This is a genomic window from Segatella copri, from assembly GCF_026015295.1.
GTDB lineage: Bacteria > Bacteroidota > Bacteroidia > Bacteroidales > Bacteroidaceae > Prevotella > Prevotella copri_C.
In genome coordinates, this window is sequence record NZ_JAPDUW010000001.1 from 1,941,337 (window position 1) to 1,966,777 (window position 25,441).

General features: G+C 47.3%; 15 protein-coding genes. 7 read left to right on the forward strand and 8 right to left on the reverse strand.

Annotation, left to right across the window (positions count from 1 at the left end):
• Positions 1-6 precede the first annotated feature (6 nt).
• Positions 7-495: a low molecular weight protein-tyrosine-phosphatase gene (locus tag ONT18_RS08335; protein ID WP_264904898.1), complete on the forward strand. Its 489-nt coding sequence runs from the start codon at positions 7-9 to the stop codon at positions 493-495.
• Positions 496-571: 76 nt separating this feature from the next.
• Here ONT18_RS08335 and mnmA read toward each other — a convergent pair whose 3' ends face one another.
• Positions 572-1,654: a tRNA 2-thiouridine(34) synthase MnmA gene (gene mnmA, locus ONT18_RS08340; RefSeq protein ID WP_264900770.1), complete on the reverse strand. Its 1,083-nt coding sequence runs from the start codon at positions 1,652-1,654 to the stop codon at positions 572-574.
• 272 nt (positions 1,655-1,926) lie between these two features.
• On the opposite strand from mnmA, the gene ONT18_RS08345 reads away from it, so the two are divergent.
• From ONT18_RS08345 to ONT18_RS08355, 3 genes are all read left to right on the forward strand, one after another.
• Positions 1,927-3,615, forward strand: coding sequence for a putative transporter (locus tag ONT18_RS08345; RefSeq protein ID WP_264904900.1), 1,689 nt, complete (start codon positions 1,927-1,929; stop codon positions 3,613-3,615).
• A 6-nt stretch (positions 3,616-3,621) separates the two neighbouring features.
• Positions 3,622-5,073 carry a threonine/serine ThrE exporter family protein gene (locus tag ONT18_RS08350; protein WP_264904902.1) on the forward strand — a complete coding sequence of 484 codons (1,452 nt, stop codon included), beginning with the start codon at positions 3,622-3,624 and terminating at the stop codon, positions 5,071-5,073.
• 178 nt (positions 5,074-5,251) lie between these two features.
• Positions 5,252-6,163: a LysR family transcriptional regulator gene (locus ONT18_RS08355; protein WP_117586008.1), complete on the forward strand. Its 912-nt coding sequence runs from the start codon at positions 5,252-5,254 to the stop codon at positions 6,161-6,163.
• Between the two features lie 112 nt (positions 6,164-6,275).
• On the opposite strand, the gene ONT18_RS08360 is transcribed toward ONT18_RS08355, so the two are convergent.
• Positions 6,276-7,157, reverse strand: coding sequence for a DMT family transporter (locus tag ONT18_RS08360; RefSeq protein ID WP_264904903.1), 882 nt, complete (start codon positions 7,155-7,157; stop codon positions 6,276-6,278).
• Between the two features lie 229 nt (positions 7,158-7,386).
• On the opposite strand from ONT18_RS08360, the gene ONT18_RS08365 reads away from it, so the two are divergent.
• Together ONT18_RS08365 and ONT18_RS08370 are read left to right on the forward strand one after the other, a co-directional pair.
• Entirely contained in the window at positions 7,387-8,259 is an 873-nt protein-coding gene (locus ONT18_RS08365) for an aldose 1-epimerase family protein (protein ID WP_264904905.1), read from the forward strand.
• A complete protein-coding gene (locus ONT18_RS08370; protein ID WP_264904907.1) occupies positions 8,259-10,238 on the forward strand; it encodes an OPT family oligopeptide transporter in 1,980 nt (659 codons plus the stop codon). The genes ONT18_RS08365 and ONT18_RS08370 overlap by 1 nt, the downstream gene beginning before the upstream one ends.
• An 89-nt stretch (positions 10,239-10,327) precedes the next feature.
• Here the strand turns inward: ONT18_RS08370 and ONT18_RS08375 are convergent, their stop codons facing one another.
• The 4 genes from ONT18_RS08375 to ONT18_RS08390 form a co-directional block, all read right to left on the reverse strand.
• Positions 10,328-14,416, reverse strand: coding sequence for a hybrid sensor histidine kinase/response regulator transcription factor (locus ONT18_RS08375; RefSeq protein ID WP_264904909.1), 4,089 nt, complete (start codon positions 14,414-14,416; stop codon positions 10,328-10,330).
• A gap of 206 nt (positions 14,417-14,622) precedes the next feature.
• Entirely contained in the window at positions 14,623-16,770 is a 2,148-nt protein-coding gene (locus tag ONT18_RS08380) for a DPP IV N-terminal domain-containing protein (RefSeq protein ID WP_437183715.1), read from the reverse strand.
• A gap of 57 nt (positions 16,771-16,827) precedes the next feature.
• A complete protein-coding gene (locus ONT18_RS08385) occupies positions 16,828-18,174 on the reverse strand; it encodes a M64 family metallopeptidase (RefSeq protein ID WP_437183716.1) in 1,347 nt (448 codons plus the stop codon).
• Positions 18,175-18,230: 56 nt separating this feature from the next.
• Complete coding sequence (locus tag ONT18_RS08390; protein WP_264904911.1) at positions 18,231-19,583, reverse strand: DUF6055 domain-containing protein; 1,353 nt, start codon at positions 19,581-19,583, stop codon at positions 18,231-18,233.
• Positions 19,584-19,718: 135 nt separating this feature from the next.
• On the opposite strand from ONT18_RS08390, the gene ONT18_RS08395 reads away from it, so the two are divergent.
• On the forward strand, positions 19,719-19,979 hold the full coding sequence (locus ONT18_RS08395; protein WP_264904913.1) for a hypothetical protein: 261 nt from the start codon (positions 19,719-19,721) through the stop codon (positions 19,977-19,979).
• Between the two features lie 107 nt (positions 19,980-20,086).
• Here the strand turns inward: ONT18_RS08395 and ONT18_RS08400 are convergent, their stop codons facing one another.
• Positions 20,087-22,138 carry a RagB/SusD family nutrient uptake outer membrane protein gene (locus tag ONT18_RS08400; protein WP_264904915.1) on the reverse strand — a complete coding sequence of 684 codons (2,052 nt, stop codon included), beginning with the start codon at positions 22,136-22,138 and terminating at the stop codon, positions 20,087-20,089.
• A 13-nt stretch (positions 22,139-22,151) separates the two neighbouring features.
• A complete protein-coding gene (locus ONT18_RS08405) occupies positions 22,152-25,436 on the reverse strand; it encodes a SusC/RagA family TonB-linked outer membrane protein (protein WP_264904917.1) in 3,285 nt (1,094 codons plus the stop codon).
• Positions 25,437-25,441 lie beyond the last annotated feature (5 nt).

Genomic DNA, 25,441 nt, shown 5'->3' on the forward strand with positions numbered 1-25,441 from the left:
AGCAACATGACAAAGAAAGGTAAACATACCGTATTATTTATCTGCCTGGGCAACATCTGCCGCTCTCCGGCAGCCGAGGGAATCATGAAGAGTCTTGTAGAAAAAGCAGGGCTTCAGGATGAGTTTGAAATCGATTCTGCGGGCATCGGGAGCTGGCACGCAGGTCAGTTGCCCGACAGCCGCATGCGCAAATGTGGCGCCGAGCATGGCTACAATTTCAACAGCCATGCCCGACAGTTTCAGAAGTCAGACTTCGCCCGTTTCGAAACCATCGTGGTAATGGACAACGAAAACTACCGTGCCATTACCTCCATGGCTTCTTCAGAGTCTGATAGGAAGAAAGTAGTGCGCATGGCCGATTTCCTGACCCATCATCGTGAATACACCACCGTTCCCGATCCGTATTATGGCGACTATAGCGACTTCGAGCTCGTCATCACGCTTCTCGAAGATGCCTGCCAGGAATTGCTGGATAGCATTATCGGGGAAGGGTAAAAACAGATAAAACAAAAAGGGATGAATCATCAAAATATCAGATTGATGACTCATCCCTTTTTTCAATTTAAAATATTTATACCGTAATCTCGCCCGAGCCATAGCAACGATGATGATGCTCATCATAAACTACACAGAACTGGCCGGGAGCCACACCATGAATCGCCTCTTCTGAATGAATCATCCAGCGGCCGTCTTCCAGCTTTTCTATCGTAGCAGGATGATACTCCGGCGTATGACGAATCTTGAAAGTTACCTTCTGCATAGCAACCTCGCGTGTGAGGAAATGGAAATCATGGAGAGGAAAATCCTTCTTGTAGGCCGACTGCGGATCATAACCATGACTCACATACAGGATATTGTTCTCTACATCCTTCTTAATCACGAACCAGGGACCGCCGCCAAAGCCCAAGCCCTTGCGCTGGCCGATGGTATGAAACCACAAACCCTTGTGCTCGCCTATGCGCTTGCCCGTTTCCATCTCTATGACATCGCCCGGTTTCTCGCCCAGATAACGGCGGATATAATCATTATAATTTATCTGTCCCAGGAAGCAGATTCCCTGACTGTCCTTGCGCTTGGCATTTATCAGATGCTCCTCTTCGGCTATCTCGCGAACCTCATTCTTGATATGATGGCCGATAGGGAAAATCGCTTTTTTCAATTGCCAGCTCTCTATCTGAGCCAGGAAATCGGTCTGGTCTTTTACAGGATCAGGACTCGTGACAAGCCATTTGTCGCCATTTTCATCCGTTTCGGTCTGCGCATAATGCCCCGTGGCGATGAGGTCGTAGTTGTGACCCATCTTCTCATCGAAGGCACCAAACTTAATCAGGCGGTTGCACATCACGTCCGGATTAGGCGTAAAACCAGCCTTCACCTTCTCCATCGTATAACGGGTTACCTCGTTCCAATATTCATGATGACAGTCAACCACTTGCAGCTTGCACCCATACTTTCTAGCCACAGCCGTAGCCATCTCCAGGTCCTCCTCCGAAGAGCAGTCCCACTCCTCTTTCTCCTCAGGACCAATCTTGATGTAGAAGCAATCAGGATGCAGGCCCAGCTGGGCAAGCTCCCAAACCACAACCGAACTGTCGACGCCTCCCGAAAGGAGCACGGCAATTCTCTTATCTTTTATTTCGTCAATATTCAGCATATTCTTTCCTGTTTATAATAATCCGGTTGCAAAATTACGAAAAAAAACTGATATAATGAACATAGAAAGGGCTAGAAATGCATGAGAAAGAGAAAAGAAAAGCCCGCAAAGCCTATTTTCGCTATAGAAAACACTTATAGCCGCATTCGTAGCTTTTAAACATAAAACGAGTTTTGCTTTCGTTTTTATCTATACCTTTGCAATCGATTTCAGAAATCGATAAGAAAGAATGTTTTTGAAAATTCAGTATTTACATTAATAGATAAAGAAAAATGGAGATTTTAAAAAATCTATTTTATGGCTTCCCAGACCTTTGGGGAGGCGGAGTAGCCCACTCTGTGATGATTCTTTCGCTGGTCATCGCCTTGGGTTTGTGTTTAGGTAAGCTCAGAGTAAAAGGTGTTTCCCTGGGCTTGGCTTGGATTCTGTTCATCGGTCTTATCTTTGGACATTTCTCTCTCAACCTTGACGAGCATCTGCTCCACTTCCTCAAGGAGTTTGGCTTGATCCTCTTTGTCTACTCTATCGGTCTGGAGGTAGGTCCGGGCTTCTTCGCTTCGTTCAAGAACGGCGGCAAGAGTCTCAACCTGCTCAGCATGATTGTTGTGGCCCTGAGTATCATTACTACCTTGGTCATCTTCTCATTTTCGGGAACATCCATCACCTCTATGGCAGGTATCCTTTCGGGTGCCGTAACCAACACTCCTGGATTGGGTGCAGCCCAGCAGGCATTCAGCGACCTGCGCCACATCGACGCCCCATCCATCGCAGCCGGCTATGCCATCGCCTATCCTATGGGTGTGCTTGGCGTTATCCTCAGTTTCATTATATTAAGGTTCGCGCTACGCGTAGACAAGCAGAAGGAAGAGGATGAAGCTAAGCGAGGCAAGGGACATCTTGAAGCGATGACCCTAAACACCTTCGCCGTAAAGGTTTCTAACCAGATGGTTTTCAAAGATACCATCAAGCAGATCCGCTATCTGCTGAAGCGCGACTTCATGGTTTCTAAGATTATCCGTAACAACGGCGAACGCCAGAACGAGGTGGTTAACGGACAGACCGTGATAGAAGAGGGCGACATTCTGCAGATTGTGGCTCATCCTACCGTAGAAGAACCTATCATCGCCCTGCTCGGCGAGAAGGTTGACGTAAAGGACGAGGAATTCAGCAGCGAACTCATCAACCGCCGAATCCTGATTACCAAGCCGGGCATCAACGGCAAGAGCATCAGCCAGTTGCAGATTAGAAGCAACCTTGGCGCCAACATTACCCGCGTGAACAGAAATGGTGTAGACCTCATCGCGACCCCAGACCTGAAACTCCAGTTGGGCGACCGCGTAACCGTAGTGGGCAAGGAACTCGCCATCGCTCATACCGAGAAGGTGCTGGGTAACCAGATGAAGCGTCTGAACTACCCTAACCTCATCCCTATCTTCCTGGGCATCATGCTGGGTTGTATCGTAGCCAACATTCCGTTCTTCATCCCAGGCATCAACGAGAATCTGCGTCTCGGACTTACCGGCGGCCCATTGGTAGTAGCCATTCTGATAGGTTATTTCGGACCGAAATACAACCTCGTTACCTACAATACCATTTCAGCCAACCTGATGCTTCGCGAAATCGGCATCTGCATCTTCCTGGCTTGCGTGGGTCTCGGCACAGGCGAACAGTTTATCCAGACCGTAGCATCAGAAAGCGGACTGACCTGGATACTCTACGGCATCGCCATCACCATGATACCAATCATTCTGGGCGGCATCATCGGCAAGCTCGTGTTCCACATCAATTATTATACATTACTCGGCGTATTGGCAGGTGCCAACACCAATCCTTCTGCCCTGGCTTACGTACGTGAGCAGACTTCGGCTGATGCGCCAACAGTAGGCTATGCGAATGTATATCCATTCGCCATGTTCCTCAGAATTGTAACCATTCAGATTATTATTTTTGTATTCGGATAAACATATATGACAGAAAAAGAATTGAAAACCTGCGCTTGCGTAGAAGATAACTGCAACTGCAAGGAAATAGCAGAATCAGAACTCAGAAGAAAACTCGACTTATTATTACGTACCGGTAGCATTCTCATGGAGAGTGCTGCCGACACATCCCGCATCATGCGAACCATGAAGCGTGCAGCAGCTTTCCTCGGTCTCGACGAGCGATACATGCACCTTTACATCAACTGGAACGTGCTGATGGTAAACTATAGCGACGAGGAGCATTCCTTCTCTAAGTTCCAGAGATGCGAGAAGCACGGTATCAACCTCACCTCTATTTCCCAGGTAAGTAAGCTCACCTGGAAGGCCATCAAGGATAACTATTCGCTCGAACAGTATGAGCAGGCTCTGAACGACATCAAGACCACCCCACGCAGCTTCACCCCTTGGCAGGTAGCCATCGGCGGCGGTTTTGCCTGCGGCGGATTCTGCATCCAGTTCGGTTGCGACTGGCCAGCCTTCTTCTTCTGTTCGCTTGCAGCCATTCTGGGTTTCCGCCTGAGAATGTTCTTGCCAACCAAGGGCTGCAACAACTATGTAGCCATCGGAATTTCGGCTTTCGTAGCCACTCTGATAGCCTGGCTCACCTCATTCCTTTCGCTCAACCCATCGATTGCCGAAGCGCTTCCAGCCTTCATGCATTCAGATACCCCTTGGCATCCGCTGATGGCGTGTGCCCTCTTCATCGTGCCGGGAGTTCCACTCATCAACTTTGTGTGCGATATGCTCGACGGATATATTGAGGTGGGAATGGTTCGTGCCCTGAACACCCTGCTGATGATTTTCGCGATGGCATTCGGTATCGCCTTCGCCATCCAGGTTTGCCATATCGACAACTTCGTGAAGGATCTTACGATGACTCCTCATCACGAATACTGGGAGTTTGCCATCGCAGCTGCCGTATCGGCCATGGGCTTCTCTACCATCTTCAGCATACCTCGCCGTCTGTTGCCGGTTGTAGCTGTGGGCGGTATCATCGCCGTATGCTTCCGCAATTTCGTCAACCTGGGTCCATCTAACGGCAACATCGGTCTCGACATGGGTCTGAGCATCGGTTCGCTTGCCGGTTCTGCGCTCATCAGCATCATCGTGATCAAGGCGCGCCATTGGTTCCATACCCCTCACCAATGCATCACCATTCCTAGCGTTATCCCAATGGTACCGGGAGTTCTGATGTATCGCGCCCTGTTCGCCTTCATCGACATGCATGGCGTGGTAGGCGAAGTAACCGTAGGTATGAACAATCTCATCAAGGCTTCGCTCGCCATCATCTGCATCGCCCTGGGTGTGGCAATTCCAAACGTATTCTTCCGCCGTTTCATCGCCGACAACCGCAAGCGCAAGCTGCTTGCCATGCTGGTAGAAAGAAAGAAGAAGAATGGCGAATTCGTAGATTTGCACGAAGTAGAAATCAAATAATCATCTGATTGGAAATCAGTTTTTCATCGGATGATAATCGGATAAAAAGAAGTAGAGATGCGATAAAACATCATTTTATTCTTCAAAAAAAGAGGATATTAAAATAAATGTTTTATCTTTGCACCCAAATTTAGCTATCGGTTATTTCTATAGCCGATAGCTTCAATAAAGGAACAATATGGAAATACGACAACTGAAATATTTCTTGAAGGTAGCCGAGACGCTCAACTTCTCAGAAGCTTCGCGCAAGTTATACATCACCCAGAGCACCCTCTCACAGCAGATTTCGCATCTGGAACAGGAGATAGGTCTGCCTCTCTTCGAGCGTAATTCTCATGAGGTTTACCTCACAGAGGCGGGCAAGGAATTGAGACCTTATGCCCAAAATGCGGTCAATTCTGCCGAAGCCTGTGTAGACCACATGAACGATCTGAAGGAAATGCTTACAGGCGAACTGAACATCGGCGTAACGTTCTCCTTCAGCAACATCATGTCCGAGACGCTCATCGCCTTTCTCCACGCCTATCCTCATGTCAAGCTCAACATCCAATACCGCACCATGCAGGAACTGATGGACGGACTGAAGAAGCGCGAACTCGACCTCGTTCTGGCTTTCAAGCCTCTGAAGAACGAAAAAGCGGTAGACAGCCGAGCAATTTTCAGCAACCGTCTTGCCGCCATCGTGAACGTGAATCATCCGCTGGCGCGCCTTTCATCGGTCAAGCTTTCCGATCTGGAGCGCTACGACCTCATCCTTCCTTGCAAGGGTCTGCAGGCACGCAACGCCTTTGATCACATGGTAGAGGGCAAAGATTTGAACTACAAGATTATGGTAGAGGTGAATAATGTAAACATCATCTTCGACCTTCTGAGCCGCAGCAATCTGGTGACCATTCTCTCCGAATCGACCACCATTCTGCAGAACGGCATGAAGGCGATTCCTATCGATGCTGCCGACAACGAAATGGATGGCTGCATCCACATTCTGAAAGATGCTTACATGAAAAACTCAGCCCAGGAGTTCATCCGCATGCTGAGCCAGAGCACCAGCATCCTCGCCAACTTTGCGCTGAAGGATATTCTGAGATAATCATCTTAACGCCAAGCGGCTCGCGAGCCTATTTGCTTGCAGCTAGAACAGATAAAAAAAATCCTCGTTCGAGTTCTTTTTCGAGCGAGGATTTTTTCTTCTTTTTACCCTTTTACCCTTTCTTTCTTGCGATGATAATCGTTACGCCAGCCAGGATAGCGAGGATGCCTATCGCCAACTGCAGAGAGAAACTCTCGCCGAAGACGCATACGCCGATGATTACCGCCGTTACAGGCTCCAGGGCTCCCATGATGGCGGCTGGCGTGCTGCCGATGAGATTGATGGAGATGGTCATGAAGAAGAGCGACAATACCGTTGGCAACAAAGCCAGCTGGGCAGCACAGAGCCATTGTTTAGGCGTTTGAAGCATCTGTATCGGCTCGCCTGCAATAAACGAATAGACAAACATCGTAAGCAGTCCGAAGACTAATATATAAAAGGTAAACTTGATGTTCGACATGCCCGGATTCTTCCATTGGTTGATGGAGATGATGTAAAGGGCATAGAGCAGGGATGAACACATGACGAGGGCAAAACCCGCCGTGCTCAACTTATCGTTTCCATCGCCCTGATAGAGCAATCCTACTCCCGATACCGCCAGAAGAATGGCAAGCGAGGTAGACCACGTTACCTTCTCATGGAAGAAGACCGTCATCAGGATGGCTGTCATAATAGGATAAACGAAGAGGATGGTGCTGGCAATACCTGCCGCCATATAATGGAAACTGACATAAAGCGTAGCTGATGAGAGCGAAAACATGCAGCCCAGCACGCCAAGACGAATCAGATGTCCCCACTTCACCTTGAAACTCTCCTTGCGGAACAGCATCACCACGGCAAATATCAGTACCGCCAAGAGATAACGATAGATGAGTACAGAACTGGAATTGAATCCGTCGCCATAGAGTTCGAGCGTGCCCAAAGGATTGGTACCATAACATACTGCGGCAACAATACCCGCCGCAAAGCCTTTAACTTTATTACTGCTTGTCATTAGATTAAATACTATTTTTTTCTTATACTTCTTGTTATCTATCTATTTCGGGCTACAAAGTTACAGCAAATATTCGAGATAAGCTAACAAAATCGTATAAATATCTTGTAATATCTGAGAAAAAACGCTCTTTTCTTGTGCTTTACGAAAATAAATTGTACCTTTGCAATATCTTTGAAAAAAGATAATCTGATGAAACATTAAAAACTAAACAAAAGAATTAATAACAATGGAACAGATTAAGAATGATCAGCTCACACTTCAGATTTCATCTCTCGGAGCAGAACTTCAGAGCATCAAGGATGCTAATGGTAATGAATATCTCTGGGATGGCGACGAGAAATACTGGAACCGCCACTCTCCTATCCTCTTCCCTATCGTATGCGGATTGTGGAAAGACACTTATCGCACAGAGGGCAAGGAGTATCACCTTTCTCGCCATGGTTTCGCACGCGATACAGAGTTCAAACTCGTTGGCAAGACTGCCGACCGCCTCACCTTCGCGCTCATCGATAACGAAGAGACTCAGAAGAACTATCCTTACCACTTCAACCTTGCCATCTCTTACCGTCTGCAGGGCAACGAGATTCATGTCATCTGGCACGTAGAGAATACCGACGACAAGGAAATCTTCTTCCAGATTGGCGGTCACCCAGCATTCATGGTTCCTGGCTGCAAGAAGGGCGAAGAAATGAAGGCTACCCTGAAACTCGATAACGAGGCGCCTGTTCGTCTCTATGGTAACGTAGGCGGATGCATCGACCGTCAGGCTAAGGAAACCGTAGAAACCGACAAGGGTATCTGGGAAGTAAACGAGGAGACTTTCGCAGAAGATGCTGTTATCTTCGACAAGAGTCAGGTTAAGCAGGTAAGCATTCTCAACGAGCAGGGCGAACCTCATGTAACCCTCGAGTTCAAGACTCCAGCCGTAGGTATCTGGAACCCAACAGGCAAGCACGCTCCATTCATCTGCATCGAGCCATGGTATGGTTTGAGCGACTGGGCTGAATATGATGGCGAGTTTAAGGACAAGTATCTGATGAACCGTCTACAGCCAGGTGCAAGTTTCATGAGTGAGTATATCATCAGAATTGAGAAATAATGGAAGAAAAAGACAATTTGCAACTCCCCGAGAACGCATTCCGCGAACTGAAAGACGGGGAGGAATATAAGCCGCTGATGTCGCCTGACAAGGTTTATCCTGAGGTGAACGGATGGTCAGTTACATGGGGAATCGTGATGGCAGTCATCTTCTCTGCCGCCGCAGCTTATCTGGGCTTGAAGGTGGGTCAGGTGTTCGAAGCAGCCATCCCTATCGCCATCATCGCCGTGGGCGTAAGTACCGCTACCAAGCGTAGCAAGGCGCTGGGCGAGAATGTCATCATCCAGAGCATCGGAGCCTGTTCGGGTGCTGTAGTGGCAGGAGCCATCTTTACCCTGCCAGCCATCTACATCCTGCAGGCTAAATATCCGGAGATGACTACTTCGTTTATGAAAATCTTCATGGCTTCGGCCTTGGGAGGAGTTTTGGGAATTTTTTTCCTTATTCCTTTCCGCAAGTACTTCGTAAGCGATATGCACGGCAAGTATCCGTTCCCTGAGGCTACGGCTACCACGCAGGTACTGGTGAGCGGAGCCAAGGGAGGCGACCAGGCTAAGCCGCTGCTCATAGCCGGACTGGTGGGTGGTCTTTACGACTTTATCGTAGCCAGCCTGGGATGGTGGAACGAGAATTTCACATCGCGTGTGGTAAGTCTGGGATGCGACCTTGCCGACAAGGCTAAGCTCGTATTCAAGGTAAACACAGGTGCTGCCGTATTAGGTCTGGGTTACATCATCGGTCTGAAGTATGCCTTCTTCACCTGTCTGGGTTCGCTCGTAGTATGGTGGCTGATTGTTCCGGGCATGAGCGTTATCTTCCATGATAGCGTGCTGAGCGCCTGGGATCCTAGCATCGTGAAAACTGTAGGAGCCATGAGTCCGGAGGAAATCTTCCGTTCCTACGCCCGCAGCATCGGTATCGGCGGTATCGCCATGGCAGGTATCATCGGCATCATCAAGAGCTGGGGCATCATCAAGAGTGCCGTAGGTCTGGCTGCCAAGGAGCTGAAGGGCAAGAGCGATGTGGATGAGAACGTGAAGCGCACCCAGCGCGACATCTCTTTCAAGATTATCGCTATCGGTTCGCTTGTTACCATCCTCGTAACCTTCCTCTTCTTCTGGTTTGGCGTGATGGAGGGCAACCTTCTCTTCGCCATTATCGCCATTCTGCTCGTGGCTGCCATCGCCTTCCTCTTTACTACCGTAGCGGCTAATGCCATCGCTATTGTGGGTTCAAACCCTGTTTCGGGAATGACCCTGATGACGCTCATCTTCGCCTCTGTGGTGATGGTGGCTGTAGGCCTGAAAGGTCCTGGCGGCATGCTGGCTGCCCTGATTATGGGCGGTGTGGTTTGTACAGCCCTCTCGGTAGCAGGTTCGTTTATTACCGACCTGAAGATTGGTTACTGGCTGGGAACAACTCCTAAGAAACAGGAGGGATGGAAATTCCTCGGTACCCTGGTGAGTGCGGCTACCGTGGGCGGCGTGATGATGCTGCTGAACGAGACTTACGGTTTCGCATCGGGTTCGCTTGCAGCTCCTCAGGCTAATGCGATGGCTGCGGTTATCGACCCTTTGATGAATGGCGTGGGAGCTCCTTGGGTGCTCTATGGCATCGGAGCCGTGATAGCCATCGTGCTGACTTATTTCAAGATTCCTGCCCTGGCTTTCGCTCTGGGTATGTTTATTCCGCTGGAACTGAACGTTCCTCTGCTCGTGGGCGGAGTCATCAACTGGTATGTTACTTCGCGCAGCAAGGATGCCAAGGTGAACAGCGAACGTGGTGAGAAGGGAACGCTCATCGCCAGCGGCTTCATCGCTGGTGGAGCCCTGATGGGTGTGGTTAGCGCCCTTCTGAAGTTTGGCGGCATCGAGGTAAGTATCGCCGACAGCTGGTGGGTTAATCCGATGTCTGAGGTTTGTTCGCTCCTGGCTTACATCTGCCTCATCGGTTTCTTTATCAGAGCCACAAAGAAATAAAGAATAGGCTTTTTACAAATAAGACAATCGCCTGGATGCATCTGAGCACCCAGGCGATTTTTTATTCTATCCGAATAAGTTTTTCTATCCTACGATTCCGCAGCTACAAAATCCATCGGCTTGACGCCAAACTGCTTCTGGAAGCACTTGGCAAAATAGCTAGGACTGCTGAAACCTACCATATAGCTGATTTCGCTGATGCGGTAGTTTCCTTCTTTCAGGAGTTTTGCGCCCTTCTTCAGTTTCACGAGCTGGATCATCTCGTTTGGCGTAACATCGGCAAGACCGCGAATCTTATTAAAGAGCGAAGAGCGGCTTATGCCCATTTTTTCGGCAAGGAACGCCACGTTGAGTTCCGGATTCGCCACATTCTCTTCGATGATGCGAGACATTCGTTCCAGGAACGCATTATCAACCTGAGTTGGAGCAATCTCTGCTATCGGCTCAAGCGGAGTATGAGAGAACTTACTCCTCAACAGACGGCGCATCTCAAGAAGCTGTCTTACGCTTGCCTCAAGATACTTCATCGAGAACGGCTTTTCTATGTAGACATCGGCTCCACAGTTCATACTCTCCGTCTTCGCCGCATCATCGGTCTTTGCCGTAAGCATCACGAACGGCAGATGAGAGTATTCTGAATTTTCACGCACCCTACGGCAGAACTCCGGACCGTCCATCTCCGGCATCATCCAGTCGCTTATGATGAGCGAAACCGGATGTTTCTCCAGTTTACGGAGCGCATCCTTTCCGTTGTCGGCGGTATAAACCGTATACATCTTTTCGAAATGAGCCTTCACAAACTGGCGCATGTCTTCATCATCATCCACAATCAGCATCACCGGTTTTGCCGGTTCACGAAGCGGACTGGCAACAGCAACGCCTGCCTTTTGAGAACCTTGCTCAACTGGAGTTTCAGCTGTCAGCAGATTTTCCTCAGCAACAGTTTCTTCTTCCTTCACCATTTCATCCGCCTTCTCTACCACAGCATCCATCTGGTTGAGCGGCAAGGTTACGATAAAGGTAGATCCCTTACCTACTGCAGATTCTACTTCAACCATACCATGATGAGCCTCAACGAGATTCTTCACGATGTTGAGACCGATTCCGGTTCCCGGTTTGTTGTCGCGTGCCTGATAGAAGGCTCCGAAGATTTTCTCCTTTTCGTCAGGACTGATTCCCAATCCGTTGTCTTCCACCTCTATGCGGAAATGGGTTCCATTCGCCAGCAGGCGGCAGGACAAGCGTACATAATCCTCGGTATATTTCAAGGCGTTGCTCATCAGATTGCTGATAACCTTGGTAATGGCCTCCTGATCTATCATCGCCACGAGCTCATCGGCTGGATAATCTACATCAAGACGGATGCTTTTCTGCTCGAAGGTAGGAGCAAAGCGCTCTGCCACAGCATGCATCAGCTTAGAAATATTGTTCAAACGGAAATGAACCTGCATGCCCTTCTGCTGCACTTTATTGAAATCGAGCAGCTGATTGACGAGCAAGAGCAAACGCTGGGCGTTACGGTCGATAACAGAAAGCGTCTGCGTGATAGTCTCACCATCGGAAAGTTTTCCGGAAACCTGTTTCCAATGCTCTTTCAGACTCTCCAAAGGTCCGATGATAAGCGTTACCGGCGTACGGATTTCATGGGCAATCATCGTGAAGAACTGCAGGCGGGCATCTCTCATCTCCTGATCCTGCTTGAGTTCCAACTGGTCGAGTTCTTCCTGATGACGGAGTTTCTCACGTTTCAACCGGCTCTGCATGAACCAGTAGATTGCGTAACCGATGAGCAGAAGATACAGAATCTTGGCTGGCAGAGACCACCAGAACGGCGGATGAACCACAATTTGGAGTCTTGCCTCATTCTTCGACCATACACCATCATTATTGGTTGCCTTAACCAGGAAGGTATAGGTTCCGGCAGGAAGATTGGTATAGTTGGCACGATGCTCGTGGGTATAAATCCAATCCTTGTCTACTCCCTCAAGTTTGTAAGCATACTGGTTCTTCTCAGGCGATACATAGCTCAGGGCGGCAAACGAGATATTGATGGTATTCTCGTTATGAGACAGATTGAGTTCTGCTGCATGACTCAGAGATTTCTCCAGCTGGTCGCTCCCCGCCTCTATCGGCTGTCCGAAGAGTTCTACCGAGGTGATTGCCACAGGAGGAGCTACCTGGTTGATCTTGACGAGATATGGATAGAAGCAGTTGAAACCTCTTGTAGAACCGAAATAGATTCTGCCATCAGAAGCCAGGAGTCCGGCGTTTGGCATAAATTGGTCGCAAGTGAGTCCGTCATATTTATTGAACAGCTGGACAGGTTCACCCGGCGTATATTTCACAATTCCCTTGCTGGTAGAAATCCACATTACTCCCTGCGAAATGACAAGACTCGTGAAATCCTGACTTGGCGCATCGATGGAGATTCGGCGGAATATACCTTTTGAAGGCAGAAATTCGCAAAGTCCTTCGCTGGTTGCGACATAGAGCTGCCCCTTTTCGCCGATAGCCAGACAGTTTACCTGATCACTCACCAGCGAAGTAGAATCATTCTCTACATATTTATACTGTTTCCAGGCATTATTCTTGTCCAAGCGCCACAAGCCGCCTCCCTGGGTAGCAAACCATACGTTACCCTGATGATCTTCCTTGATATCGATGGTAAGCGACTTGAACGACTTGATTTTGCTGAACTTCTGCTGTCCTTCATCGAAGAGGTTGGCACCATCCATCGTAGCCGCCCAGAGCCGTTTTTTCCGGTCGCGATAAATACAATAGGCATTACCGCCCGAAGCCATTCCATCGGTCAGGAAAACCTGCTGCGCTCCGGTAGCCATATTCATTCTGATGACACCATTGCCATAGGTTCCTACCCACAGATTATTTTCATCAGCAAAGAGCGCATGAACATTATACTTGCCCATAGCCGACTTGCCCGGATAAGAAACAAAACTGTTGGTCTGGGGATTAAAGCAGTCGAGTCCCGCATCATCCGTAGCTATCCAGATGCGATGCTGATGGTCTTCGAAGAATCTTCCTACCACATTACCGCGCAATCCGCCCAGACGGGCAGAATAAGCACGGAAGCGCTCTTCAAAACTCATAGAAGGAAGATAATTCACACCACCATAGTAAGTAGATACCCAAATGCCACCTTCATTATCATCCGCTATACCATAAACAAAGCGCTCGCTCGTACTCCGGCTCGGATTGTTGACTTCCGACAACATGTGCCAGATACGGTTCTGAATGTCATACTGCACCAATCCATCATCGCTGGCTATGAGAAGAGACTTGTTGTCGTTGCAGTAAAGCTGATGGATATGATGAACAGCATTACTCAAGGTTCCGCTGATGAGCTGTTCGGCACTACCATCGGCGTTGAGCTTGTAAAGTCCGTTTTCCCAGGTTCCGACATAAACATTGCCATCGGGAGTAGCCAGCATCGCCATGCCGTGAAACATGGTTGCATCGCCCTTCAGAGGGAATGCTTCAAACTGGTCGGTCGACTTGTTGAGATGATAGATGCTGGCTTCACCCTGGTTACAGAGCATCCATACCTGGTTGTTGGCATCAACCAGCGTACTTTTCACTTTACCCTGAATATTCTTCATCGGATACTGATGCAGTTCGTGAGTAGTCCGATTGTATCTGAACACGCCCTGTCCGCTAGTAGAAATCCAAACATTCTGATCGCCGTCAAGCGAGAAATTTAGGACAGGCGCCGTAATCTTATCACTCAGTTTCTGGAATTGGTCGGTTGCATTAGAGAACAGATAGGCTCCATTATTGCAACCTACCAGCAGTCCTTCTTCGCAAGCAGTAAGGGCGCTCACAAACTGGTCTACAGTCGTAAAGGGATTATAATAGGTTTTGACATCGTATCCGTCAAAACGGCACAATCCGTTGTCTGTACCAAACCACATGTATCCCTTGGAACCTTGAACCACGCTACGCACAGCATTACTCGGCAAACCATTATCCATCGTGATAGAGCGCACCATAGGGTCAATAGCAGCCAATTGTACACCCGAGTTTGTTTGCGTTACCGAATGTGGCTGCGCCTGAATATCCGTAGCCCCTTTCGAGACGAAGGCTGTCGGTACCTGCGCCTCAGCCCCTACAGGCATCATCATGCAGAGCACAGAAACCATTAGAGTAGATATCTTTCTCATTATATGGATCTTTATTTTCTGTTGTTAGATAATTTAATGCCGCAAAATTACAAAAATATAACGAGAAATACAACAAAAAGAACAAAAAAAGCCCCGAAACAAGCAAATAGCTACTTTTTAAAAGTAAGACTATCCGTTTGCTTCAGGGCAAAACTTAAATAATGATTCAAGTGAGAAGTTTCACTATCAACAGATTGAAACCTGAATTACTTGCTCTTTACATCGCTCCATTTAGGCGGTTTCACACCCAGCAGATTCTTCACGAAGAAATCGTAACGCTTGTGCTCACCATAGAGTTCGCCCATGGTATGATGGGCTCCAGAAATCACCACGAGTTCGAAATCCTTATTCGCCTTTTCCAGCGCATTCACCACCTGATAGGTGCTCGATGGATCTACGTTGTCATCTATCTCACCTACCACCAGCATCAACGGGCGCTCCAGCTTGTGGGCATTCTCCACGTTGCTGCACTCCACGTAACTGGAATCGATAGGCCAGCTCATCCATTGCTCGTTCCACCAGATTTTATCCATCCGGTTGTCATGACAGCCGCAGGCACTATAGGCTGCCTTGTAGAAATCGCCATGCAGCAATACGGCTGTGGTACTCTCCTGTCCGCCTGCCGAACAGCCATAGATTGCCACATTATCAGCATCCATATAAGGATACTTCTTGGCTGCAGCCTTGATCCAGAGTTCACGGTCTGGGAATCCGGCATCCTTCAGATTCTTGTAGCAAACCTCCTCAAACTTCTTGCCGCGATAGGAAGTTCCCATCGCATCGAGCTGGACTACGATGAAACCGAGTTCGGCAAGCGAAGTGGTGTACCAGTTGTATGGCATGAAACTCTTCGGAGTATAGGCATCGCCCGGACCCGAATAGATATACTCGATAACCGGATATTTCTTGTTCGGATCGAAATTGGTAGGGCGCTGGATGATGCCCCACATATCAGTCTTGCCATCACGCCCCTTAGCCACAAACACCTCAGGAGCTACCCATCCGTGCTTCTTCAAAGTAGTAATATCAGCCGTCTCCAGGGTCTTGACGAGCTTACCGGTCTGCACATCTCTGAGCACGGTAACAGGAGCAGCATCCACCTTAGAATAGGTATCCAGGAGATAACGGTAATCATAGGTATATTGGGCACTATGATTTCCCTCTTCAGGAGTGAGCGCCACCATATTCTTGCCGTCGATACCTATTTTATAATAATGTACTAGATATGGGTCCTCATTCTTGTTCACGCCACTAGCCGAGAAATAGATTTCTCCCTTCTCTTCATCCACACGCTGGATGCCGCGAACAAACCAGTCGCCCTTTGTAATCTGTCGGATAACCTTCGACTTCTGCACATCGTAGAGATAGAGATGGTTCCAGTTGTCGCGCTCGCTCATCCAGAGCAGTTGCTTGCCATCCTTGATAAACTGACGCCACAGACGACCATAGTTCACGAAAGTATTGGCACGCTCCTCTACCATGGTACGAAGCTTGCCGGTTTCGGCATTCATCGCCAGCATCTGATAGAGATGATGCCCACGCTGGTTGTACTCCATCGTCACCTCCTTGCTGTCTGGTGTCCATTGCATCCACTCCAGTTCATACTGGTTTTCTATCTGATGCTTGTCAGCCTCCACCTTCTTTCCGGTAGCCACATCGATGATGACCGGATAATGCTGTGGCAGGGCATCGCCCGGCTTGGCATACTCCTGCTTGTGGAGGATAGGCTGCAGCTGGTCGGCAGGCGAAGATTCTACGTAGTAGGCATAGCGTTTCTCTACCGGAACACGCTTGCATACGAAGATGTGCTTGCCGTCTGGGCTCCATTGGATGCGGTTGCTGTAATAGCATCCGATGGTACCATCCTGGGTAAGGATTCGCTTGGCTTCGGTATAAGGTTTTCCTACCTCATGAACCACCACGTTGTAACCTTCGATGTAGGCTTCCATCTTGCCGTCGGGCGAAAGTACCGGATAAGCCTCCTTCTCCTCATCTACCTCCATCCAATGGCGCTCGTGGCGTCTGCCAAACTGAGGTTTGTTGGCAGGACGAGGCTTGATGCCCAGCGCCTTCTCCATCGCTTCCTGCGAATCATAAGTCTTCATCTCATCCTTGTCGGCATCATAGGAAACAAACTTCTTGCCCTGAGGAGTAGAAATCTGATAATGCAGTACGTGGGTGGAGTCGCACCAAGCCGATGAGCGTACCCAATGGAACACGGAATCGGCTGAAAACTGATGACGCAGCGCATAGGCTCTGTTGTAATCTTCTAATGTGCCCTGTGCTGAAGCTGTAGCTGCCGGCATCGCCAAAGCTGCGCTCAACAGCGAAAGGCCTAAAATCTGATTCTTCATTATGCTTGATATTTTACTTGTTGACTTCTTAAGTATTTTTCTCCAGTTAGGAAAATATTATTTCCCAGTATAGAAATCGGTAATGCGACGGATGGCACGCTGGCAAACCGGACAGAAATCATCCACTTCGTTGATTCGCATACGGCAAACCTGTGCCGGACGGTAACATCCCTTGCTCTGGTTGCCCGCCCCCTCGAACACACCAATCTTGAAGACGGCTTCGTTGAGTTTCTTCTGCTCCTTCGCGTTCTTGATATTCTTATGATCCGGTAGTTTGACAAGCGGCGTAGGAATCTTCACGCCCTTTGGCATCATATCCGCCCACTTGCTCTGGAAATCCTTCAGCGTGGTGAGGTTCGGCTCCCAAGGCTCGGTATCACCAGGATACATCGGGTCGTACTCATCGGTACTGTACTCATCACCCAAGCCCGCATAGCCATGACCGAACTCATGTACCAGCACCTTCTTGAACGTAGGATGATCAGAGGTAGAAAGCGTAACCTGGTTGTAGATGCCGCCGCCACCATAGGTAGGAGAATTCACCAATACGATGATCTGCTCGAAAGGCACATTACTCAAGGCATCATAGATGCGATGAATCTTGCTCGTGGTGAGATAACGGTTCGAATAGAAAGTATCGTAATGAGAGCAAGCCATCGTGTTCTTCCATTTCCCTTCGTGCGGAATACTTGGTCCCTCATCGAGCGATGGAGCCGCAACAGCCACCACGTTGAATCTCGACTTGAGCGAAGCGAAAGGTTCGCGCTCGAAGATGGCATCGGCTGCCCGCTGCGCATCCTGATAGAACTTATCCATCTGGTCCTGGCGATAACCCTCGGCGATGATGGCGAGGTCAACACAGTCGGCAGCCTCTCCGCTCTTCACGATATAGCGGTAAGGGATGCCATTCTCGCCCAATGGTCGGATGAGGATATCCTGTGGATTGATGGTATGGCGCAGTTCTGCAGTCACCTTCTGATGCGTATCGCTCAGGGTGATGCTTACATCCACCGGCTTCTTTGGGAACGGCACGAGGAAACTGCTCTCGAATGATTTCTGCAGATGCTTTGCCTCCTGTGTAAGCTGCCATTCCTGGAAGAGTGTTGAGAAAGTATTTACATAGAGCACCTTGTTGGTACCATGCTCATACACGGTCACCTGTCCGTTGCCGTTCAGGAATTTCTCATCCAGTCTTGTCTTTCTTCCCGCCCATGTAGGGTTGCTGTAAGCCTGTTCGAAATAGATAGCCTGGTTCACGCTATCGCCCGCCACGATGTAATCCAGTCGCAGCGTCTTATCTTCGAAGTTGTCTTCAAAGCGTTGTGCCTGCATCGGCAAAGCCATCATCAAGGCGAGAGATGCAGCAAATAAAGTCTTATTCTTTATAAAAGTCTTATTCTTCATAAGCGATGATATTTTTATTTTAAGCAGATGATTCTTATCCAATCCGTACTTCACTCTTATTTCACTCTTACCTCATAAGGGAAACGGCGGGAAGATGGATCGAGCGAATGATTCGAAGGAGCACCCATCACCACGAGATAGAGCGCCTTGAGAGGCTGGGACTTTGGAGCCACAAGCGAAACCTTTCCGTTCATCGCTTCACCCATCGGACTGTAGATACATTCATCGGTATCGGCAGTTACTCCCACCAATCCATAACGGTAACCGATGGTGCGTGCCATCTTGTCCTTGGATGCCTTGAACACCTTGTCCTCGGCATCGAGGGCTCTGAAATCTACAGTAACCTTCTTGCCTGCCTTCGGGATTTCCAACTTGATGGCATTAAAGCCATAGTTCTCTGGAACCGAAGCTGTATCCGGACGAAGATAACCATTCTTCTGCTTCAGCATCCTGGTATCGAAGGTGCAGGCATAAGGTCGGGTCTCCTTACGGGCATAACCGAAATCGAAGTTCACGAGATGACGATAGCAGTCGAACATCTCATCATTAAACTGCTTCTGAGTCATCTTATACTTCCGCTTGTAGGTAACAACCGGGTCCTCTCCTACTTTTCCCTCACGATAGAGCTGGGCGATGCTTTCCAAACCATGCTTCTCAGCCCACCACTCTATCACGTATGGCGAATGATAGATGTTGTCCAGATGCAGATAACCCTTATGGGTAAGCTGTCTGAAGGCATCGAAATGATACTTCTCATCTGTTATCCAGTCGGGATTCACTCTCCAGAGCATCCATTGGGATGTCATCTCGAAGAAGCCGCTTCCACCCCAGGCTTCGCCCGTTTTGTCTGCCATAATCTGAAGCTGGAAACTGTGTCCCAACTCGTGAGCCAAACAGTTGAGTTTCTTATCTTGAATACGGTTAGGTGTTACCCAGAGCGCTCCGATAAAGTCATCGTAAGTTCCGCCGTAAGCAGTTCCTTCCAGCGAATAGTTCACCATCACCATCATCTTATACTTGTCGCAGATGCTGCCCGGCAGAGAGAACTTCAGGGTGTCACGGAAGAAACGATAGAACCGTTCTACCTGAGTCTGTAGATTGCCCAGGTCGAATTTCATCGGCTTACCTTCGAGCGAAGGAGGATTCTGCGGATTATCTCCAAACGGCTTTTCCCAGAAATACACGATATTCTGGGTCTGTGCACTATGTCGCCAGCACCATCTCTCATCATCCTTATTGAAATCATAGGGTTTCAGAGAGTCCGGTACGAAGATGAGTTTCTGTGGTGCAGAAACAGGATTTACGGGTCTGGTGGCAGGAGCCTCAGATGGGTCCTGCTGCGCCAGGGCTGCAGTAGCCCAAGGCAAGGTAGCTGCTGTAAGTATCAGCGATAAGAATATTCGTTTCATTTCGGTTATGATTTTTGCGTTATTTATTATTTCGCCACAAAAGTACTGATAATCTTGCAAAAACGCTCGCAATATCGTCTAAAATGATACAAATATCGTATCTTTGCCAAAAGAATTCTATAAAAAGAACAGATTATGAGATTATCAGAAGAACGATATATCAGCTTACTTACCGACTTTGGTTTCAAACAAGAGCTACGAGAATACGAGGACAGCCTCAAGGCTTACCGAGATATAAAAAATTCGATCGATACTGCGAAGGAAGAAGGCAGAGAAGAAGGTGTTGCCAAAGAAAAGTTGGCCACCGCAAAGCGTCTTCTCGGCATGGGGCTCACACAAGAACAAGTTGCCAAAGGTACAGGTCTTTCTATTAAAGAGATTGAAAAACTTATTTAGGTTTAAAAGAAAACAAAGCCCCCGATAGCATTGTTACTATCGGGGGCTTTTATATATATCCCCTTGTCTTATCTCTAAAGACCTCAAGGGAAATTGAAATTCAAGATTTACTGCTCTGCAGCCTCATCTGGTTCCATAGGCCAGTATGGATTCTGGTACAATGGAGAGTCTGCATAGGTCTTATGGTCAGGAGCGGTAAGCATAAACTGACGCAAAGGCATTGGCTGTAGGTACTGAGCCATAGACCAGGTCATACCATTGTAAAGCATATTGGTAGAAACAATCTGGTAAGGACGGAAATACTCAGTCAACTTACGAGAAGATACTGTAGCTGTAACAGAACCATCATCTACCAACTGGTCTTCTGTATACCATTTTTCCATTGGAGTATTCCAAAGATGGAAGCCCTCAAGCTGATAAGGCTGTTTCATCAACTGATCGAGTGAACGCCAGCGAATCAAATCCATCCAACGAAGACCTTCAGCCATCAACTCTGTACGACGTTCACGACGAATACTATACAAAGTAGGATCAGTCAATGCCTTGCCTGCAGAAAATGCACCCCAATCATATTGTGTACCAGAACCATCGGTATAACCCTTTAACTCCTGTGCCATATCTGTGGCAGCAATAGTTGTCTGAGGGTCAGCAGCCTCACCCGTAAAGCCAGCAGCCTCACGGATAGCCTTCCAATATGAAATGCTCTTTGCATTCAAATGATGATCGAGCATATATTGAGCTTCAATATAGTTGAGCAAAGCCTCTGTTGCACGGAATGTGATAGATGCTGTATAACCAGCCTGGTTTTCGGCCAGGTTCTGATTAAACGTACCACCCTTTCGAATAGCATAACCAGTAGTATAAGTTACGTCAAATGAGCGAGTAAACACTTGAGGAACTGGCTCTATTGGACGAACCTGCTCAGCAGCAATATTATTATCCTCACCCTGAAGAACGTTCTTCTGACCAGGACGCTTCAAGAAGATAAACAAACGTGGGTCACGATTGCGAACTACTGCATGAGTCGTTGTATCTTCATATACATATCCATCATGGTGTGCATAAGTAGGCTTACCATCCTTCATCAGAAAGGCATCAATCATACCACGGGTAAAACCAGTATAGGTATTACCACGGTTTACAGCTACCTCAATGTTATCAGTCACACCTTTACCCTTATTATAGGCCTTCCAGAGAAGAACCTCAGGATAGGCAGACATGTCGGTATTACCAAACTTATAGAAATAAGGATTGGTATCAGATAAAGACTGAGGTACGATACCTGTATTCTTATCCAATTTGCCTACATAAGCATCACCTACAATGGCAGCCTCATCAACCGCCTTCTGGAAGAAGTACTTAGCTTCAGCCTCAACGCTACCTGTAGGATACTGATAATTTGCATTATAGTCTTTTGCCTTTCCTGGCCATCCCTCACCATTAGGAACGAACGGAGTACCAGCGAAGTTGGTCAACCAAGAACCCTCAAACAAGGCTACACGTGATGCAAACAGATGAGCAACTGCAGGAGAGATACGTGTGGTTGCTTCCCAACCATCAGGCTCCATATAGGTTACAGCAGAATCCAGATCGGCAAGAATGAAACGAGCAACCTCGTTGCGAGGACTACGCTTATTAGCTGCTACAAGGATAGCCTCATTTTCAGGCATGGCCTCTGTCACAATAGGTAAGTCACCGAAACTCTTGTAAAAACTGAAATAAGCATAGGCACGGAAGAAGTGTAACTCGCCGATATATTGACGAATCTTATTTTCATTACCCGCAATCAATCCATTCTCATAGTTAGACTGTGCTATATTCAACTGATAGTTGATATCACGAATATTGTTCCAGCTCCATGAAGAGTTGTCGTTACTAGTCTTCCAACTACCTTTCTTATACTTAGAATCGCCATCAGAACCAGTCTGATTATCTGTACCATTATCGTATGCGAATGTACCATAGCCTGCACCACTATGATATGGCAATACAGTCTGATAAAAAGCATTAGCTACAGCTTGAAGCTGAGTAGCATCCTTGTAATAGTCGGTAGGAGTAATATCTGTAAGAGGCTCTTGCTTCAGGAAATCATTACAAGAAGCCATCAACATACCGCATGCCAACAAAGGAAGTACCTTTAAAGATATATTGAATTTCATATCATTCTAATATTTATAATGTTAAACTTAAACCAAAAGAGAAGGTTGTATTCAATGGATATCCATTACCATACCATGTACCGATGGTCTCTGGGTCATACTGCTTGCGAAGAGATGTTCCTGTCCAGAGATTCTCACCCGAGAAGTAAACACGAAGTTTCTCAATAGAAATCTTACGTGTCAAATCCTGTGGCAAGGTATAACCAATCTGAAGGTTCTTCAAACGAATGTAAGAAGCATCCTGCAGATACTTTGTCTGAACCTGCTCATTCTTGGCGCTATAGGCTGCACGTGGCAAGTAAGCGTCCTTGTTTGGCTCCTGGAAGCCATTGACAACAGACCAAGAGTTCTCGTCACGATAATAGTCTTGCAAACCATCCAGGCAGACCTGATACCAACGACCATATTCGAAAGTACCAAAGAAGTAACGTGTACTGGCCCAATATTCACGCTTCATGACACCCTGGAAGAAACAACGTACATCGAAGCCTTTCCAAGCAGCATTCAAGTCGATACCGAAGAGATAACGTGGTGTGGAATTACCTATCTTCTTAAGATCTCCATGATCTTCCAATGTATTGGCACCCCAGGAAATCTTACCATCATTATTGAGGTCACGATACATGATATCACCAGCACCCCACTTGTTATTGTCAATTGTACTCTGGTCAACCTTTGCGATATGAGCATCCATCTCTTCTTGACTCTTAGCTATACCGATGGTCTCAAAGCCGTAGATATCACCAATACGCTGTCCCTCAATATAGTTACCCAATGAATGAGAAGGGTTATTAGGATATCTTGTGATAGTAGCATAGGCATCAGAGAGATTGAGGCTGATTCCATACTGCAAACCATTAGACAAGCGGTCGTTCCAACCGATAGTCAACTCCCAACCATTGGTACGCAAGTCGGTATTGTTAGTAACAGGTACAGCTGTACCCAAGATGCTTGGAAGTTCAGGAGCATTACCTATCATATTTTTTGTCTTACGCACATACCAGTCAAATGATCCATGCAAGCGATCCTTCAAGAACGCAAAGTCAAGACCGACATTGAAACTCTGGATGGTTTCCCATGTCAAATTCTGAGAAACCAGGCCTGGTGCCCAAGCTGTCATAGGTTTCAAACCATCCTGCAGCCATGTACCATTGTTGGCATATACACCAATCTTCTGATAAGTCTGGTAAGTACCAACATTTTGGTTACCCAAGTTACCATAAGATACACGAAGCTTCAACTGACCAATCCAATCATTGATTGGCAGCATGAACTTCTCTTGTGCTATATTCCAACCTGCAGATACAGATGGGAAGAACTTCCACTGATTTCCCGGGCGGAATCTTGAAGAACCATCATATCGGCCATTAACCTCAAAGAGATACTTGCCCTGATAATCATAATTCAAACGACCAAAGAAACCACAAGTTGTCCAACGGCTCATGTTGCCAGACACAGATGGATCCACAGGAGTACCATAAGCATCAATACCAGTTGTACCATCAATTTGAGGCTTATTACCAACGATGAGACCAGCTCTATCTGCATATTTGTACTTCATACGCTCATCCTCAGACTGGAAACCAGCCATAATATGGAAGTTATGCTTCTTCTGCAAATTGAACGAATACTCAGAATAGAGTTGGAAATTTGTATAATTTTCCTTATAGTAATCTTCACCTACATAGGTAAAATTATTCTGGTCGTAAGCCTCACCATTCAGATTATACAGATAAGTATGCTGCATATCTGTATGACTCTCATTATGGGATGTACGATAGTTGAAGATAGCATGGGTAACCCAATTCTTGATTGGTTCAATGTCCAAACCTACTTGATGATTATACTCATCATTCTGATAACGATATGTACCACCATTAGTCATGGTATTTACCATCTCATTATAGAGATTACCATTTCTATCATACAAAGGAACACATGGCCACTGTCCACCAAGATATTCATATACACCAGAACCCAAAGACTGAGGACGATGATAATCCTTGCGAACAAAACGGAGAGAGTAGTTAAACTTCATCCAATTCGTCCACTGTGAAGAAATCTTGGCTGTAGCAGTATATCGGCTACTACCTTCATCAGCAACCTTGATCAAGCCATCCTGACCTAAATATCCAAAAGAAGCATAGTAGTTGAGTTTTTCGTCACCACCGGTTGCACTTACATTGTGCTCCTGAGAGAATGTATGCTTTTTGTATATTGCATCATAGAAATCGGTAGAAGCATAACCATCGGTAAATCCACTCAACCAATAGCCTTTAGCATCCGCATCCAAAGAATAAATCAAATTGCCATTTTTATCCTTACGGGTACCAGCATTAACATATTCGCCCTCTATCCAATCCTTCATACGCTGAACATGGTCTGGTGTAAAAAGCTGACCACCACCAATGTTCGTATTCGCATCATTCTGCATACAAGCAAAATCGACAGAATTCATACTATGCTTCATACGAATTGGGGTACTGAAGCGGAAATTATTGTTGTAGTTTACACTTACCTTGTCACGCTTGCCACCCGTCTTTGTAGTAATCAATATGACACCGAAAGGTGCACGAGAACCATAAATAGATGATGCAGCTGCATCCTTCAATACTGATACGCTGGCAATATCCTGAGGATTGATGGTATTGATATCACCCTCCATACCATCGATCAAGACCAACGGACTTCCGCTGGAACCCTGTCCGATTGTAGTTGTTCCACGTACATTCAAGCTTGGAGTATCATCCAAACTACCTGCAGCCTGGGTAATCTGCAAACCAGCTACCATACCCTGCAAAGCCTGGGTGGCATTGCTTACAGGTCGACTATCCAATTCCTCGCCCGATACTGCAGTCACCGCACCGGTAAGGTTTACCTTTTTCTGGGTACCGAAACCTACGACCACCACTTCATTCAATTTGGTATCGTTAGATTTCAAAACCACTTTTGAAGTTCCGGCAGGAACTACCTGAGTAGCATATCCCAAGTACGAAATAGTCAACTGAGCATTACGCTTTACCTTAATAACATAGTTACCATCAATATCAGTAACCGTACCATTACGGGTTCCTTTTTCCATAATGGTAGCTCCGATGACTGGCTCACCGGCATCATCAACAACTGTACCCTTTACGGTAATTTCACTCTGCTGAGCTTCCTCTACCTTAGGGTTTGATAAGGTCTCGCTTGCTGCTAAAGTAGGTAATGTACCTCCGCAGGCAAGGACCAAACACGCGATGGCTTTTACATAAGCTTGACTATGTACAAAGCCTGAGATTTTTTGTGTCTGTCTCATATTCT